The sequence below is a fragment of the Halovivax gelatinilyticus genome (assembly GCF_024300625.1).
GTDB classification, from domain to species: domain Archaea; phylum Halobacteriota; class Halobacteria; order Halobacteriales; family Natrialbaceae; genus Halovivax; species Halovivax gelatinilyticus.
The window spans coordinates 905,644-921,100 of the sequence record NZ_CP101322.1 but is presented as its reverse complement, the minus strand read 5'-3'; the positions used below and the strand labels follow the sequence as shown (position 1 = coordinate 921,100).

Annotated in this window: 11 protein-coding genes; 3 read left to right on the top strand and 8 right to left on the bottom strand. The window is 63.9% G+C overall.

Annotated features, from left to right (window positions below; all coding sequences use genetic code 11):
* Positions 1 to 248 precede the first annotated feature (248 nt).
* A complete protein-coding gene (locus tag NKH31_RS04440) occupies positions 249 to 1,019 on the top strand; it encodes a hypothetical protein (RefSeq protein ID WP_254863938.1) in 771 nt (256 codons plus the stop codon).
* A gap of 1,022 nt (positions 1,020 to 2,041) precedes the next feature.
* On the opposite strand, the gene NKH31_RS04435 is transcribed toward NKH31_RS04440, so the two are convergent.
* Both NKH31_RS04435 and NKH31_RS04430 read right to left on the bottom strand, forming a co-directional pair.
* Positions 2,042 to 2,566, bottom strand: coding sequence for a GNAT family N-acetyltransferase (locus tag NKH31_RS04435; protein ID WP_254863937.1), 525 nt, complete (start codon positions 2,564 to 2,566; stop codon positions 2,042 to 2,044).
* Between the two features lie 69 nt (positions 2,567 to 2,635).
* Positions 2,636 to 4,120 (bottom strand): dihydrolipoyl dehydrogenase family protein, encoded by a 1,485-nt coding sequence (locus tag NKH31_RS04430; RefSeq protein ID WP_254863936.1) that lies wholly within the window; start codon positions 4,118 to 4,120, stop codon positions 2,636 to 2,638.
* A gap of 160 nt (positions 4,121 to 4,280) precedes the next feature.
* On the opposite strand from NKH31_RS04430, the gene NKH31_RS04425 reads away from it, so the two are divergent.
* The gene (locus NKH31_RS04425) at positions 4,281 to 6,215 is read left to right on the top strand and encodes a PAS domain S-box protein (protein ID WP_254863935.1); all 1,935 of its coding nucleotides are present in this window, start codon (positions 4,281 to 4,283) and stop codon (positions 6,213 to 6,215) included.
* Positions 6,216 to 6,277: 62 nt separating this feature from the next.
* On the opposite strand, the gene NKH31_RS04420 is transcribed toward NKH31_RS04425, so the two are convergent.
* The 3 genes from NKH31_RS04420 to rtcA all read right to left on the bottom strand — a co-directional run bounded on the left by NKH31_RS04420 (position 6,278) and on the right by rtcA (position 9,845).
* Positions 6,278 to 7,402, bottom strand: coding sequence for a hypothetical protein (locus tag NKH31_RS04420; RefSeq protein WP_254863934.1), 1,125 nt, complete (start codon positions 7,400 to 7,402; stop codon positions 6,278 to 6,280).
* Positions 7,403 to 7,549: 147 nt separating this feature from the next.
* Positions 7,550 to 8,506 carry a bifunctional 2-dehydro-3-deoxygluconokinase/2-dehydro-3-deoxygalactonokinase gene (gene kdgK1 / locus NKH31_RS04415; RefSeq protein ID WP_254863933.1) on the bottom strand — a complete coding sequence of 319 codons (957 nt, stop codon included), beginning with the start codon at positions 8,504 to 8,506 and terminating at the stop codon, positions 7,550 to 7,552.
* 190 nt (positions 8,507 to 8,696) lie between these two features.
* Entirely contained in the window at positions 8,697 to 9,845 is a 1,149-nt protein-coding gene (rtcA, locus tag NKH31_RS04410; RefSeq protein WP_254863932.1) for an RNA 3'-terminal phosphate cyclase, read from the bottom strand.
* Positions 9,846 to 10,014: 169 nt separating this feature from the next.
* Here rtcA and NKH31_RS04405 point away from each other — a divergent pair, with 169 nt between their 5' ends.
* Positions 10,015 to 11,226 (top strand): NAD(P)/FAD-dependent oxidoreductase, encoded by a 1,212-nt coding sequence (locus tag NKH31_RS04405; RefSeq protein WP_254863931.1) that lies wholly within the window; start codon positions 10,015 to 10,017, stop codon positions 11,224 to 11,226.
* Between the two features lie 31 nt (positions 11,227 to 11,257).
* On the opposite strand, the gene NKH31_RS04400 is transcribed toward NKH31_RS04405, so the two are convergent.
* From NKH31_RS04400 to mutL, 3 genes are all read right to left on the bottom strand, one after another.
* Positions 11,258 to 11,575, bottom strand: coding sequence for a DUF8026 family protein (locus tag NKH31_RS04400; protein ID WP_254863930.1), 318 nt, complete (start codon positions 11,573 to 11,575; stop codon positions 11,258 to 11,260).
* On the bottom strand, positions 11,575 to 13,038 hold the full coding sequence (locus NKH31_RS04395) for a sodium-dependent transporter (protein WP_256547910.1): 1,464 nt from the start codon (positions 13,036 to 13,038) through the stop codon (positions 11,575 to 11,577). The genes NKH31_RS04400 and NKH31_RS04395 overlap by 1 nt, the downstream gene beginning before the upstream one ends.
* Before the next feature lie 82 nt (positions 13,039 to 13,120).
* The gene (gene mutL, locus NKH31_RS04390; RefSeq protein ID WP_425492310.1) at positions 13,121 to 15,400 is read right to left on the bottom strand and encodes a DNA mismatch repair endonuclease MutL; all 2,280 of its coding nucleotides are present in this window, start codon (positions 15,398 to 15,400) and stop codon (positions 13,121 to 13,123) included.
* Positions 15,401 to 15,457: the final 57 nt, after the last annotated feature.

Genomic DNA, 15,457 nt, shown 5'->3' with positions numbered 1-15,457 from the left:
CCGAAGGCAGGGTCGTCGAACACTATTCAAGACCCGCAACAATTCCACACTCCAACCATATCATATGCCAACCATGGGATGTAATAATAAATATAAATTAATTGAGACTAAGTATTTAAACCTATCGATCTTGGCTTGTTATCTTACTCAAAACCAATTTAATCGTATGGTCCATCCCTCGGCCCGAACCTATTATATTGAATAGAAATTAGTTAAAGTTATATAATAATAAAACAACCTCCATGATAATGTCTGGCGAAAACTACGACACGAACGGAAGTACACGGAGAACAGTCCTCAAAGCGAGCGCAGGTGTTCCAATTGGTGTTGGAGTACTTGGATCTCCTGTACAGGCATCAACGTCTGAATCAAACTCGGAAGAATGTTCCCTTCGAACGATTTATGTGGATAAAGAAACCGGCATAGAATACTTAAAGCTTGAAAGCGATACTGAAACACTTCTATACCTCCATGATAAGGAGAAGCGATCGATCTCCATAGTCCGAGAAGACAAGAACAAAGAAATTTATGAGGAAATAATGGCTTATGCCGTTGATGATAAGCCCCTTAAACTGGAACCTATCGATGTAAAGGAGATCAACAACCTGGACTCTATAATTGAGGAGTATGTAACTTTCAATGAGAGGTTTGAAGGTTGCTCAATTCCATATATTAGCCATTATCAAATAGGCGCTGGTGTTGTGCTTGGTGATGGACTCGAAAATTACAGCGCGACAGCGTTGGGCGGAGCGCTATGCGCGGTAATTCCGTATGCGGGAACGATCGTAAGGATGCTGTTCGGAGGGGCGTGCGCTACACTTGCGCGGTTACTACAGGAGAACCTGGAGGGGCGTCGTGTTGCATTTGCGGTTTGGGACGACCACCAGTCATGGACTCGCTTCCCCGTCATTAGAGCAGGAGTGGTCGACCGATCGTTTATTGGTGAGAATGAAATTCCAGTTGACGTATTCATGCGAAAGGTAACCGCCCCGGGACACACTGCGCAAGATATATTATAAACACAAATAAAATTATAAAATATGAAAACATCGAATCTTTACTTAGGGTTTTTAGTATTGAGGTGAGAGGTAAGTTCTGGCTATTGTCTCTTCACCCTAATTATTCGCAAAATGACCTGGCTTGGATCGTCATGTCTTTGAGTTATCATAGGGTTAATTACGATAATAACCCGAATCCGGGGTGTACATGAATAGTATAAGCTCAACCAACATTCACAGTGACTGCAGATCAACACCTCCTTCCCGGTATAATGGCACACCTCGAATATTACAGTCAAGAATATGAAAATTCATCGGCGATATAAATCGGTAGAGTCGTGGCTGAATAACCACCCCCTGGTACTATTCATGTTGTACATCATTGTACCACTGTTGGCAGTTATATTATATGCAGGCGCTACCGGTGGATCGTATAAAGAAGCTATCTTACATGGGACAATTTTTGGAATAACTTTCGCTATTGTGTCATTTATACTTTATTATAGAAATAACGGGTGGGGTTCGAGTTAAGATCTCTTCTATTTTCTGGTTTCAATTGTCGGTTCTGACTAGCTCGCAGTCGTTGTCTCCAAACTTCAAAACAATCATCCAACGTGGCTGTCAAGCCATTTGGGATTGCTATTTGACATCCCCTGACTTACCGAGTCGAATCGTCTGGTCGAATGCTCGCGGAACCGGTTGACGGTGTTCCGGATGATCACGACCGCATCGATAGTTCTGCTACATCGGCTGGAAAACGCGATCAGTGGTAGTGTAATGGTCGCCGAAAGGGTTCACTCCAAGTCCGTAGAGTCAATACCTTGGCAGATTGGCCGACTTAAAGATTAGTCGATCACACGGCGCGACCGAAACCGTACCGCGGAAAAAGTTATGGGTCGATCCGATGGAGGTGATCAATCGAGGGATAGTGGCTTGCGAGGACTTAGCGAGAGCGAGGTCGAACGTAGTGAGACCTCGGACAACGTGAACGGCGAAGCCGTGAACAGAGCGTAGCGAGCGACGTCCTCGGAAACCGTGAACCGTCACTCCAACGCCTTCTCGTACAGATACTCCACCACGTCGTCGCCGAGGACGCTCTCTTGTTCGCCGATTCGGTCGAAGCCGGTCGACTCGTAGAACGAGATGCCGACCTCGTTTCCGGCGACGACTTCCAGCCAGAGCCGGTCGAAGTGCTCGGTGAGATCCGCTTCCAGCCGGTCGAGCAGTCGACGACCGACTCCCTCACCCCAGACCGACGGTCTCGCGTAGATGCGAGACAGCTTCGCCGTCGCCTCCAGCTCGGGGTGCGGACCGGCGTTCGCGAACCCGACGACGCGGTCTCCGTTCGTCGAGACCGTCCGTTCGCTGACGAGAAACGTCGCATCGTCGCGTTCTGCAGCGCCCGCGATCGATTCGGCGAGCGAATCCACCGCGTACCATCGATCGATCGTCCGGTCGACCGACTCGGCGCCGATCAGGTCGTCGTAGGCGGCGTGCCAGCTCTCGCGAGCGACGTCCCGGACGGCGCCGGCGTCCTCCGGGTTGGCTTCGCGAACGGTCGATTTCATACGATCCACTCGGTTCGAACCGGACAAAAACGTTCGTGGGTAGCCTCGACGACCATTACCGGGCCCGACTCACGGCGTCCCTTCGGCTGACTCCGCGTCGTGGTCGACGTCGCCCTCTCGTCGGGCGAGCTCGGCGGTCGCGTCGCGAATCAACCCGTCGAGGATTTCGGGCGTCGTCGGGTGGTAGGCCCGGTCAGGCAGGGTGCGCACGTCGAGTTTCAGTTCGACTGCGAGTTGCATCGTCTTGGCCATCACGTCGGCGTGGAGGTGCAACCCCTGGTAGCCGAGGACGCTCCCGTCGTCGGCGTTGACGACCAGCGTCGCCAGCCCCTCCGGGTGATTTTTCGTCTTGAATACACCGTCCGCGGCGGCTTCGCGGGTGACCACGATCGCAGCCATCTCCGTCTTCGCGACCGTCGCCGGCGTGTGACCGATGCGGGCGAACGGATGGGCGCCGAGTCCCGAGAAGATGACGTGGTGGGGGACGTTGACGTAGCGCTCTAGGTCCGTACCGTTCGCGTGTGCGAGGACGTTGCGCGCGGCGGCGAACCCCTGTTCTTTTGCCACGTGGAGAATCGGCTCGCGCCCGTTCGCGTCGCCCACCACGAACACGCGTTCGTCGTTCGGCGCTTGTAACGTCGATCCGACCCACGGTGCGTCGTCGTCCGCGGGCGGATCGAGTCTGGTCTCGTCGAGACCGAGTCCCTCGAGGGCGGGCCGTCGGCCCGTAAACAGGTAGAGTGCGTCGGCTTCGACGGCCGTCCGTTCGTCGGTACGGTCGACGACGAGTCTGACTCCGCCGTCGTCGGTCCGTTCGAGGCGGCGTTCGACCGCGTTCGTCAGGACGTCGATGCCGAAGTCGTCGCGGTAGAGATCGAGCAGCGTCTCGCCGTAGGCGGCGGGAAACTCGTCCAGGGGCCGGTCGTCGTGTTCGATGACGGTGAGATCGACGCCCGTCTCGGCGAGGTACGGCGCGAGTTCGAGTCCGACGTACCCGAAGCCCATCACGATCCCCGAATCGGGGAACTCGGTGGCGTCGAGGACGTCGGCGCTCGTGTCGAACGGGACGTCCTCGATACCCGGAAGGTCGGGAACCGCGACGGTCGAGCCGGTCGCGATCACGACGTAGTCGGGCTCGATCGTCTCTTCCGGCGTGGACGGATCGGTCGGGTCGATTCGGAGCTCACGGTCGCCCACGAACCGCGCCGTCGCGCGGTGAAACGTCACATTCTCGCGTTCGGCGAGTTCGTGGACGTGCGTTCGTCGGTGGGTGGCGAACCCCGCGACGTGCTCGTCTTTTCTGGCGACGACGCGTTCGGAATCGACCGCCGGCGCCCCCGAGAGCCGGTCGTCGTGGCGAACCTGATATCGGTGCTGGGCTGCGGAGAGTACGTCCTTCGAGGGCATGCAGCCCCGAAGGATGCACAATCCACCACCGGGGTCGCCGTCGTCGATCAACGTGAGCCGTATCGCGTCGGGGGCTCGTTCGACGAGTTCGTCCGCGACGGCCACGCCAGCACTTCCGTAGGCGCCGACGATCGCGATGTGTGTCATGCTACCACTTTTTGCGCACGGCCGATAGACTTTGGGTCGAATCGACCGACTTCGATGGTTGAGACCTCGGCTGCGTAACCGGTTAATCGAAGATTATTCCGATTCTCGCCGAACGTCTCGCCCGAAATAGTTATTCAGGTGTCGTAACTACAGAGTGGCCATGCAGTCGCCATATCGGGTCCTACACGTCGACGACGATCACTCGATTCTGGACCTGACTGCGAACTATCTCGAACGGGACGCCGATCGGTTCGAGGTCGTCTCGGCGACGAGCGTCGCCGACGCGATCGACGCACTCGAAACCGAACCGCAAGCGATCGATTGCATCGTCAGCGATTACGAACTGGCGGCGACCGACGGACTCTCGTTTCTTCGCTCGGTCCGTGATCGCGGGCTCGAACACCCGTTCGTACTATTTTCGAGCGAGCACCCTCGCGCCGTTTCTATCGACGCACGCCACTGGCACCGCCTCGAGTTCGTTCGGAAAGGTGACGTCGACCAACTTTCGCACCTGGCCGATCGAATCGCGGCGCTCGCCGACCGAACGCGAACCGGTCGGTCGATGGATCGGCCGCTTCGGAAACTCGTCGATCAGTCGAACGACGTGCTCTGGATGTTCGACGCAGACTGGGAGGAGGTTCGCTTCGTCAATGCCGCGGTCGAACCGATTTTCGGGATCGACGCCGACGCATTGCGCGCCGAACCGCGGCTGTTTCTCTCGGCGATACATCCAGACGATCGAGAACAAACGAAACGAGCGATGAAACGTCTCTCGGCCGGCGAATCCGTCTCGATCGAGTATCGGGTCAACGAGGCCGACGGATTCAGCCGGTGGGTCTGGGTCAACGCCGAACCCGTCATCGACGTCACCGGCTCCGTCGAGGCGATCGTGGGATTCTCCCGGGACATCACCGAACGAAAGCGACGGGAACGGGCGCTGGCGGCGCTCAACGCGGTCGCCGTCGATCTCGATTCCCTCGAGTCGACCGAGGCCATCTGCGAGCGGGCCATCGAAGCGAGCGAGCAGTTGCTCAACTTCGACCTCAGCATCATCGACCTCGAAGCGGACGGCTACTTGCACAAGGCGGCGCTCTCCGAGGAGATCCACGAAGCCGAAGTCACGACCATGTCGATCGACGAGGGAATCGCCGGAAAAACCTACCGGACCGGCGAGTCCATGGTGATCGACGACGTCGAGGACTACCCCGAGGCGGACCCGCAAGGACCGTTCCGCTCGGCGATCAGCATTCCGATCGGCGACCACGGCGTCTTTCAGGCCGTCGACGAGGAGTCGAACGCGTTCACCGAGACGGACCTCGAACTCGGCGAACTGCTCGCGAGTCACACCGCGAGCGCGCTCTCCCGGATCGAACGCGAGGGGCGTCTCCACCGGCAGAACGAGCGCCTCGACGAGCTCTCTCGGATCCTCTCACACGACCTGCGAAACCCGTTGAACGTCGTTCGTGGCAGCCTCGACCTCATAGACGAAGAGTGCTCGTCGTCCCACCTCCACGACGCGATTGCGGCCACAGACCGGATGGCGACGATCATCGACGACACCCGGACGCTCGCCGCCGATGGCGAACTCATCGACGAGCGCCGGTTTCTTTCGCTCGAGGCCGTCGCGACCGACTGCTGGCGGACGGTTCCGACCGAATCGGCTCGGTTGACGGTCGCCGCCGATGCCCACGTTCGAGCCGACGGCGACAGGCTCGCGCACGTCTTCGAGAATCTCTTTCGGAACGCCGTTGAGCACGGCTCAACGAGCCCTCACTCACAAGTTCGCGAGGACGCCGTCGAACACGGTTCGACGGGATCGGACGATAGCCACGAGCGGTCGGTCACCATCCGCGTCGGAACGTTCGAGGACGGGTTTTACGTCGAAGACGACGGTGTCGGTATCCCGGACGAAACGGCGGAATCGATCATGGAGATGGGCGTCTCCGGAAACGGGGGAACGGGCTACGGACTCGCGATCGTCGATCGGATCGCCGAGGCCCACGGCTGGTCGGTTCGCGTGACGGAGGGGTCGGCGGGCGGCGCTCGCTTCGAGTTTTCCGACGTCGAACTCGTCGATCGATCGACGGCGGTGTAGGATCCACCGAGCGGGTAAGCGAGACGGAGCCGGACCAGTGACGGCGGAAAAACGAATTCGGTTTATCGGAGGCGCACGATGACGGCGGCGAGCGAGGCGATTAGCGCCCCGAGCGCGCCGAACCCGGGGAGGGCGTCGTCACCGACGCCGACGCCCGACGAATCGTCGGTCGATTCATCGCTCGACATCGTCACCGTTCGCTCGGAGAAGTGATCGACGGCGATCGCGACCGTCGCCTCGCCCTCCGCCTCGTTGTGCGAGGTGATCATGTACCGGGGTTCCTCGCCGGCCGCACCGGCTTCGAGATCCGACTGTGAACTCGCCTCGACGGCGGCTTCGCCGTCGATGGCGACGCCGAGGTCCTCGATCGATCCGACGGCCGCCTCGGAGACGGTCGTGAGGACGATCGTTCCCTCGCTTTCCGTCCGATCGATCGTCAGTTCGACGCGCTGTTCGGCCTCGGCGCGAGCGTCGGCCGAGGTCTCCTGTCCGTACGTGACGGCTTCGGAGACGACCTCGTCGCCGCGCTGTTCGACGTGGAGGTCGACCGTCGCGTCGCCCGCGGCGATCAACGACTCCTCGGCGATGGCCTCCTCGTCGCGCTCGCCCTCGGCGTACGATCGGAAGACCAGTTCCGCGTCGCCCGCGAGTTCTGCGGCTACGTCTCCCTCGTCGTTGACGGTGACCTCGCCGTCGCCGACTACGAGGAACGCTCCCTCGCGCTCGCCGCTCGTTACGACGACGGTTTCACCGTCGACTTCGGCCGACGCGTCGCTTCCGAGCGTCGCTTCGACGAGCTGGCTCTCGCCGCCCGCGCTGACGACGAGCTGGCCGCGGTCGGTGTCGTGGGCGTTGATCTCCGCACCGCTGTCGGCGACGACGGTCGCGCTCGTCTCCGTCTGAGCGGAGAGCGAGAGTGCGGCCCCGTCGATGTCGACGACCGCACCGAGCCCGACGCCAGCTCCGGCGTCGGATTCGGACTGGACGCTCACGTCGCTGAACGTCGTCGCGTTGTCGACGGCGAAGTCGACGAGTGCGTCACCCTCGACGCCGAAGTCGACGTGGGTGCCCGCGTAGGTTTCGTTGGAGGTCGATGCCTGACTCGACAGCGCACCACCCGGGACGGCCAGCGCGAACAGGCTCGTCACCAGGAGGGCAGCGGTTACGGCGGCTACTGTTCTGCTCATTGCACTCGGGAGTCCCTGGGGGAGTGAAAAACCCCTTCTGGCAAATCCATCAAAACGTCGGTCTGCGTCGACCCGGACGGCGCAGTTGCCGTCCGAGAGTGCGGTGGACGACGAGGAGGCCGAGATCTGCGGTCGATCCTGTCTGCCTTACCGCGTGATACCGCCCGTTCCGTTCTCGGCGACGACGCGTTCGACTTCCTCCATCGTCACCCGCGCGACGTCGCCCGGAATCGTTCGCTTGAGTGCGGCGGTCGCGGCGGCGTATTCGAGCGCCCGCTGGACGTCGTCGCCGGCGAGTCGCCGGGCGAGAAACGCCCCCGAGAAGGCGTCGCCGGCTCCGATCGGTTCGGTCGTCTCCGTCTCGAACGCGTCCTGGTCGTGGACGACGCTGTCGTGCCAGGCGAGTGCCCCCTGACTGCCCCGGGTGACGACGACGGTCGTGAAGTCGAACTGCGAGCCGAGCTTGTGTGCGAGCTGGCGGTGATCTCCCTCGAATCCGAGCACGGCTTTCGCGTCCCGCGCGGCGATTATCAGCACGTCGATGCCCGGAAAGAGGTTCGTCAGTACGTCCTGGGCTTCTTTCGGCGACCAGAGTTTCTCCCGGTAGTTCAAGTCGAGCGCGGTCGTCGTTCCGGCCGACCGGGCGGTCTGGAGCAGTTTCATCGTCGTCTCGCGCAGCGTCGGCGAGAGCGCCGGCGTGATGCCCGAGGTGAAAAAGAGTCGGGCGTCCCGGATCCGATCCAGATTGAGTTCCTCGGGGGTCGCGGTCGTAATCGCGCTCGAGTCGCGGTCGTAGACGACGTTCGATCCACGCGGTTCGCCGGCAGTTTCGACGTAGTAAGTGCCGACGCGGCCGGTTCGACTCCAGGCGACGTCGGTCTCGATACCGCACTGGTGGAGCTCGCCGACGATGCGACGACCCAGCGGGTTTCGCGGCAGCTTCGACATCCAGGTCGCGACGGCGCCGAGGCGATCCGCCGCGACCGCGACGTTGCTCTCGGAACCGCCGACGTGGAGTTCGAGCGACGAGGCCGATTCCAGCCGCTGGTGGCCCGGCGGGGACAGTCGAAGCATCGTTTCCCCGAACGCGACCAGATCGCTCATCGGTGCCTCCGTCTCGAGTGGGGGTCGGTACTCGTGTGAACAGTCGGCTCGATCATAGACAACCTCACGGAAGGACGTGTCATAAGTGGTGGCGGTCCGACGCGAGGCCTCCGGTTGGATAGCGCTCCCTGCTCACCTTCAACGGACCCTATCCGCCCGCTCGCGATCTCGGCTAGCCGGTGCGATCGGCTCAACGAGTCCCTGGCGCGCTCACGACGACCGTCTCGTCACCCGTCGGTTTGTCACTCGTCCATTCGTCCCGCGAGTGACGGCCAGTCGATCGCTCGTCGGACGCGGACGGTCCGTCGATCGCGTAGCCGACCGCCGACAGGAGCGAGAGACTCGACTCGACGTGGTCGGTGACGCGAGGAATGCGAACGCGCCCGCCGGCAAGCGCGAGCCAGATCAGCAGCTGATCGGCGAGGTGATCGTCGACCGGTGCGCTCGATTCGAGGACGGAAATCGCCGCCTGCGCCGCTCGTTCGCCGACCCGTTCGGCGGGCGTCCCGCGCTCGCCGAGCGCGCTGGTTCCGCAGGTGGCGTGCTCGAAGTCGAGCCGACTGACGATCGCCGATCCCGGGCTGTCGGTGACCGCGGTCGTGACGGTTCGCTCTGCGAGCATCCGATCGGCGAGGTCCTCAGCGTTCGTCCCCGAACTCGGGAGGTGATCGAGTGCACTCGCCGATTCGAGCCGGTTTTCGAATCCGTCGAGTTGCCGCGCGGCGACGTCGCGGTCGGCCAGCGACGCCGATTCGGCCGAGTAACATCGAATTCCTCTGAGCGGTCCCCGTTCGGTGAGTCGAATCGGCGCGATCGTCGACGGAGCCATCGTGAGCGTCACGCGGCCGCCGCCGGCGGGATAGAATCCCCGACGATCCACGTCGACGGTCGCCTGCAATCCGAACCGACGCAACAACGGAAGTTTGACGCGTTGGAGGTAGGCGAGCGGCGGCGACCACTTGGCGTCGGTCCCGCCGGTGATCGAGAGTCGAATCGGCTCCGCGAGTCGCGTCGCAAGCGGGAGGATGGCGCCGAGTACGAGCGTGACGCTGCCGGCCGTCTCGATGTCGATCGCGTACTCCCCGCCGGAAATTCCGGCCGACTCCTCGCGCGTCGGATCGAACGTCACCGTCTCGCTGTCGCGTTCTGCGCCCTCGACGTCGGCGTCGCAGATCGTCGCGAGCGCCTCGACCGCGGCAAGGTGCTGTGGTCTGAGCCCCGACGGCGACCGATCGCCGCGGACGTTCTCGATTCTGACCGGCCGGTTCTCGACCGCGGCGACCGAGAGCGCCGATCGGAGAAATTGCCCGCCGGCCGCCTCGCCATCGAGTTCGAGCATGACCGCCCCTACGCGAGCGGGGTGCTTTGCTGTGTGGATCGGCCGGCGGGTTCGCCGACCGGGCGACGCTGGGGAACCCTCATCGTGGTCGCGCTCGTTTACCCGATATGGTCTGTACCAGGCGAGTCGAGTCCAGTCGACCGCGAGCGTTCGCGCTCGGTGGCGTCCCGTGACGGCGAGTGACGACCTGCCGGCGGAGACTGACGTAGTCGTCGTCGGCGGCGGCGTGATGGGGACCGCGACGGCGTTCTTCCTCTCGCGAGCGGGCGAGGACGTCGTCCTCTTCGAACGCGACCGTCTCGCGGCCGGCTCGACGGGCGACTCCTCGGCCATCCTGCGCCACCACTACGGGGACGAGGCGATCTACACCGACCTGGCTCGCTGGAGCCACGAATTCTACCGACGGTTCGAGGCGGAGACCGGCGCGCCGATCGCGCACGCAGAGTCGCCGCTCGTGCGCTTCGCCGACGAGGGGACGCCCGGCGGTGCGTACGCGATGGCCGGTTACGAGGTTCTGTCCGACCGCGATCTGCCGGTCTCTCGCTACGACGGTGCGCAACTGCGAGAGCGATACCCGATGTACGACGGGGCGGCCGCGTACGACTTCGCCGTCAGCGACGACGCGGCCGCCTACTCCGACGGCTCGGACGTCGCCCAGGGGTTCGCCCGCGGGGCGACGGACAGGGGAGCGAGCGTCCACACCGGCGTCGCCGTCGAGTCGATCGAGACCGACGCCGGTCGGGTGACCGGCGTTCGGACGGACGCCGGAACCGTCGCGTGCGAGTCGGTCGTCGTGGCGGCCGGCCCGTGGACGCCCGAGCTGGCCGAGACGGTCGGCGTCGACGTTCCGATCGAGCCGGTGCGCGAGCAGATTCTGCTGCTCGATCCACCCGCCGACTACGCCGAGCGGTATCCCGATCTGACGCCGACGACCAGCCTGCCCGGCGGGCAGTGGTACGTGCGGCCGGACGTCGGCGGTGGCGTCCTCGTCGCGACCCACCGCCACGACGAACCCACCGACCCTGACGAGTACGACGATTCACCGGACGAGGAGACCGTCCTCGAACTCGTCGAGACGCTCGCCGAGCACGTGCCGGGTCTCGCCGACGCGGGTATCAAGGGCTCGTACTGCGGCGTCTACTCGACGACGCCCGATCACGACTTCGTGATCGACGCCGCCGGGCCGGCGGGCTGTTTCTGGTGCTGTGGCTTCTCTGGTCACGGCTTCAAACACGGCCCGGCCGTCGGGAAACTGACCGCTGGAATGGTCTGCGGCGAGGACCCGACGTTCGACGGCGTCGAGATCGACCGTTCGTACTTCTCGCTGGATCGGTTCGACGATACTCCGGACGGTAACGGTCGGCCCGACGATTACATCTGAGTGCGAGCGGGTCGGAGTGGACGTGAGTGGCTTACAGTCGCTCTAGGCGTTCGACCTCCCCGTCGGTCCAGTCGTAGTAGTACCGGTCGACGGATCGGAGCGTCTCGACGCACTCGTTGTGGGCCGCCCGCGCGTCGTCGACGAGCGGGTCGGTCGGATTCTCCTCGATCCACTCGCGAAGGTCGGCGAGCGCCCTGGGCGAGTAGGTGTCGATCCGATCCTGCTCGGACAGGAGTTCGACTTTGTGCTCTTCCTGGCGCAAGGTCCGAGTGAGCGCCCAGATGGCGACGCCCCAGAACGCGAGCAGGGTGAACGCGAGCGTGCCGAGGACCGACGGTGTGAGCGCCATCAGTCGTCCTCACCTCCGGCGACCGCGGGTTCAGGTTTGGCCCCGTTTCGCCCCTCGACGTACCACATGAGCAGGTAGCCGATGATCGGGAACGAGACGAGGACGACCATGCCACCGATCATCTCGGGGGTTCCCCGTTCCTCCCAGGCGAAGTAGGCGACGATGAAGATCATCACGGCGGGAATAACGTACTTCACGACGGGGTCCCACCATCGGCCGACGTAGATGCCGGCGTTCCGGTTGACTGCGAGCAGGCGCAGGCGCTCCGGGCCGAGCACCCAGCCGATGACGAGGATGATGGCGATGGTGGCAAGCGGAAGTCCCCAGTTGCCGAAGACGAAGTCGAGGTAGTCGAGGATGTCCGCGGAGTAGGCGCTCGGGAGACCGAGCAGCCAGATCAGCCCGCAGACGCCGAGGACGGTCTGGGTCCGGTCGAACCGCGTCTCCTCCGAGAGGGTCGTCACGCTCACTTCGGTGATCAACAGCCCGGACGTGAACGCGGCGAGGAAGAAGCCGACGAAGAAGACGATGGCGACGACGCCGCCGAGCGGAATTTCGGGGAACACCTGGACGAGCGAGACGAAGGCGAGCCCGGCGCCGACGTCGGGTTCGACGCCGACGGCGAAGACGATCGGGAAAATCGCCAGCGCGGCGAGGACGCCGACACTCGACTCGCCGATCGCGGTGAACACCCCGCCTCCGAGCGGCACGTCGTCGTACTCCCTGAGGTAGCTGCCGACCGTGAGGGCGATTCCCCAACCGAGACCGGTCGAGAACAGCGCCTGCCCGAGCGCGGCGATCCAGGTGCTGCTGAACGTGAGGTACTCCCACTCGACGTCGAACGCGAAGGCGACACCCGCGCCGGCACCGTCGAGCGTCAGTCCCCGAATCATCATGACGATCAACGCGAGGACGAGGGCGGGGACCGCGTAGACGACGACCCGTTCGACGCCCCGACGGATGCCGAGGATGAGGATGGCGGCGATCGAGCCCATCACGACCGTGTGGAGAGCGATCATCAGCGCGGCGTTGTCGAACAGATCGGTCATGAACGCCTCGGCCTCGAAGCCGGTTGCGGTGAACGTAAAGAGCAGCGAGTGGACGGCGTAGTACAGCGTCCACGCGATCACGGGCGAGTAGTACGACATCAGCGCGATGTTCACGAGCAGGACGATCACGCCCAGCCCGACCAGCCCGCCCGAGCCGACGACGTCGCGAAACGCGCCGATGACGCCCTTGTTCGTGTATCGCCCCAGCGCGACCTCCGCCATCAACCCCGGAACGGCGAGCAGAAAGAGTAAGACCAGAAACGCGACGATGAACGCGCCGCCGCCGTTGTTCCCCATCACGTACGGGAAGCGCCAGATGTTCCCGGCGCCGACCATGGCGCCCATCATCGCCATCAGGAACCCGAACCGGGTTCCCCACTCCGCGCGGGCGGTCTTCGTGGCGGAATCTGCCATCTCGTCCGCCGCTACCGACGGAATTTGTACTAAACGTTTCTCCAGACGTCAGCGTATGAGATCGTTACGGCGGGCGTATCAGCTAATTACCGTGGCCCGGGTAATCCCGTTCGAAGCGATCTTCGATCTCGCGCTCGTCGAACTGGACGATCACGGGTCTGCCGTGCGGACAGGCGTACGGATTGCGACACTCGTCGAGCGCCGACAGCAGGTCGACGACCGATCCCTCGCGAAGCGAGGTGTTACCCGTAATCGACGGATAACACGCCAGGTCGCCGAGGAACTCGTCTGCGAGTTCGTCGACAGTTTCGGCTCCCGTGGCCGCGTCGCCGTCGACGATGGTCGCGAGGACGTCTCTGAGCTGGGTCGGTTCGAGCGTCTCGTCGAGGACGGCCGGAACCGCCGACACTTCGATCGTTCGCTCGTCGACGCGCGTCGCGTGAAATCCGAGCGCGGTGAGCGCCTCGGCGCACTCGGCGAAGGCCGCCGACTCGACGGCCGTCAGCTCCAGCGAGACGGGTTCGGCAAGCGCCTGCGCCGACGGATTCTCGGCGACCGCCCGCTGTAAGCGCTCGTAGTTGACTCGCTCGTCGGCCGCGTGCTGGTCGATCAGCGCCAGGCCGTCGGGCGTCTCACAGACCAGGTAGGTATCTCTGAGCTGTCCGAGGACGCGAAGCGGGGGGAGCGTCTCGAACCGGTCGTCGACGGTCGCGACCTCGCCGCCGAGCGTTCGCTGGTCGGTCGCGGCGTCGAACTTCCGGTCGGGATCGACCTGATAGCCGGCCGTATCTGGGCGCTGTGGACGGTCGGTCGCGCCGCCGGACGTCTCCGCGTCGTTCGGGTCGATCCGGCCCGTCCGATTCGGTTCGAACTCGGTCGTACCACCCTCGGCGTCGACCGTCTCGTCGGTGGACGCGTCGGGGTCGGACGTATCGGCGTCGACCGCCGCGCCCGACGCCGTCTCGTCGTCCGATTCCGCGGGGACCGGCCGCGCGTTCGGGTCGGGCGCCGTTGCGGTTCGTTCAGACGCGGTCGCCGTTGTCTCGTCGGTCCTCGACGGCTGGGTATCCGGGACGTCCGCGGCGTCGTTCGACGCCTTCGTCGATGCGTTCGTCGACTTCGTCCCCGCGCGAGTCTCGTCAGCGTGCGGGTTAGCGGCCGCCGATCCGCTCTCACTAGCGGGTGGTGAGTCGCGCTCGTCCGTCGGCTCCGGTTCGACCCTGGCCTCGTCGGGCGCCGATCGACCGCGCGGGGCTCGCGAGCGAAGCAAGCCGTGATCGAGCAAGGCGGATTCGATCGCCGAATCGACCTGCCGGCGAACCGCGTCGGCGTCGTCGAAGCGGACCTCGCGCTTTCGCGGGTGGACGTTGACGTCGACGGCGTCGCCCGGCACGTCGAGAAAGCAGACGACGAACGGGTAGCGATCGCCGCCGAGCTGGGTGCCGTAGGCGCCCATGATCCCCTGGCGGATCGCGTCGGCGGTGACGGCTCGGCCGTTGACGTACGTCGCGAGGTACTCCCGGGTCGAGCGGTTCGTCTCCGGGTGCGAGACGAGCCCCGAGATGGACTCGACCGGTCCCGGCGGGAGGTCGTCACCCGAGACGTCGACGGGGATCATCGCCGAGGCCACCTCCCGGCCGTAGACCGCGAGGACGGCCGCCTGCAGGTCGTCCTGGCCGGTCGTTGAAAACACCTCCCGGCCGTCGTGGGTGAGCGAGATGGCGACGTCCGGGTTGGCGAGCGCGTACCGCGTGACGACGCGATTGACGTGGGCGAACTCGGTGGCTTTCGTCTTGAGGAACTTTCGCCGGGCGGGCGTGTTGTAAAAGAGGTCCGTCACCTCGACGGTCGTCCCCTCGGGGCAGCCGACGGGGTCGACGCCCGTCACCTCGCCGCCTTCGTAGGCGAGTTCCGTGCCGGTGTCTGGGCTTCCCGCCCGGTCTTCCAGCGTCTCGCCACGCGGCCGCGAGCGGATGCGAAGCCGCGCGACCGACCCGATCGTGTGCAGCGCCTCGCCGCGGAAGCCGAGCGTCGCGACGCCTGACTCGAGGTCGTCGAGGCCGGCGATTTTGCTCGTCGTGTGCTGGCGAACCGCGGCGCGGAGGTCCGTTTCGGTCATTCCGCGGCCGTCGTCGGCGACGCGGATCAACTCCGTTCCGCCGGCTTCTACGGTGACGTCGATCCGCGAGGCATCGGCGTCGAGACTGTTCTCGACGAGTTCCTTTACCGCGCTCGCCGGCCGCTCGACCACCTCGCCGGCGGCGATGCGGGCGACGGTGTCCGCGTCGAGCTGGTGAATGTGGGTCTCGTCGCTAGCGTGGCCGGCTTTCTCGGCGCGCTCGGTTCCGTCGCTCACGGCCATCCCTCCGTCACGGTTCGGCCGCGGGCGATCGCGTCGATCATCGGTACTCGTTCTGGG

Bases quoted from the DNA above. Each gene is read 5' to 3' on its own strand.
- NKH31_RS04440 (WP_254863938.1), top strand. From the start codon at position 249: ATGTCTGGCGAAAACTACGACACGAACGGAAGTACACGGAGAACAGTC.
- NKH31_RS04435 (WP_254863937.1), bottom strand. From the start codon at position 2,566: ATGAAATCGACCGTTCGCGAAGCCAACCCGGAGGACGCCGGCGCCGTC.
- NKH31_RS04430 (WP_254863936.1), bottom strand. From the start codon at position 4,120: ATGACACACATCGCGATCGTCGGCGCCTACGGAAGTGCTGGCGTGGCC.
- NKH31_RS04425 (WP_254863935.1), top strand. From the start codon at position 4,281: ATGCAGTCGCCATATCGGGTCCTACACGTCGACGACGATCACTCGATT.
- NKH31_RS04420 (WP_254863934.1), bottom strand. From the start codon at position 7,402: ATGAGCAGAACAGTAGCCGCCGTAACCGCTGCCCTCCTGGTGACGAGC.
- kdgK1 (WP_254863933.1), bottom strand. From the start codon at position 8,506: ATGAGCGATCTGGTCGCGTTCGGGGAAACGATGCTTCGACTGTCCCCG.
- rtcA (WP_254863932.1), bottom strand. From the start codon at position 9,845: ATGCTCGAACTCGATGGCGAGGCGGCCGGCGGGCAATTTCTCCGATCG.
- NKH31_RS04400 (WP_254863930.1), bottom strand. From the start codon at position 11,575: ATGGCGCTCACACCGTCGGTCCTCGGCACGCTCGCGTTCACCCTGCTC.
- NKH31_RS04395 (WP_256547910.1), bottom strand. From the start codon at position 13,038: ATGGCAGATTCCGCCACGAAGACCGCCCGCGCGGAGTGGGGAACCCGG.
- mutL (WP_425492310.1), bottom strand. From the start codon at position 15,400: ATGGCCGTGAGCGACGGAACCGAGCGCGCCGAGAAAGCCGGCCACGCT.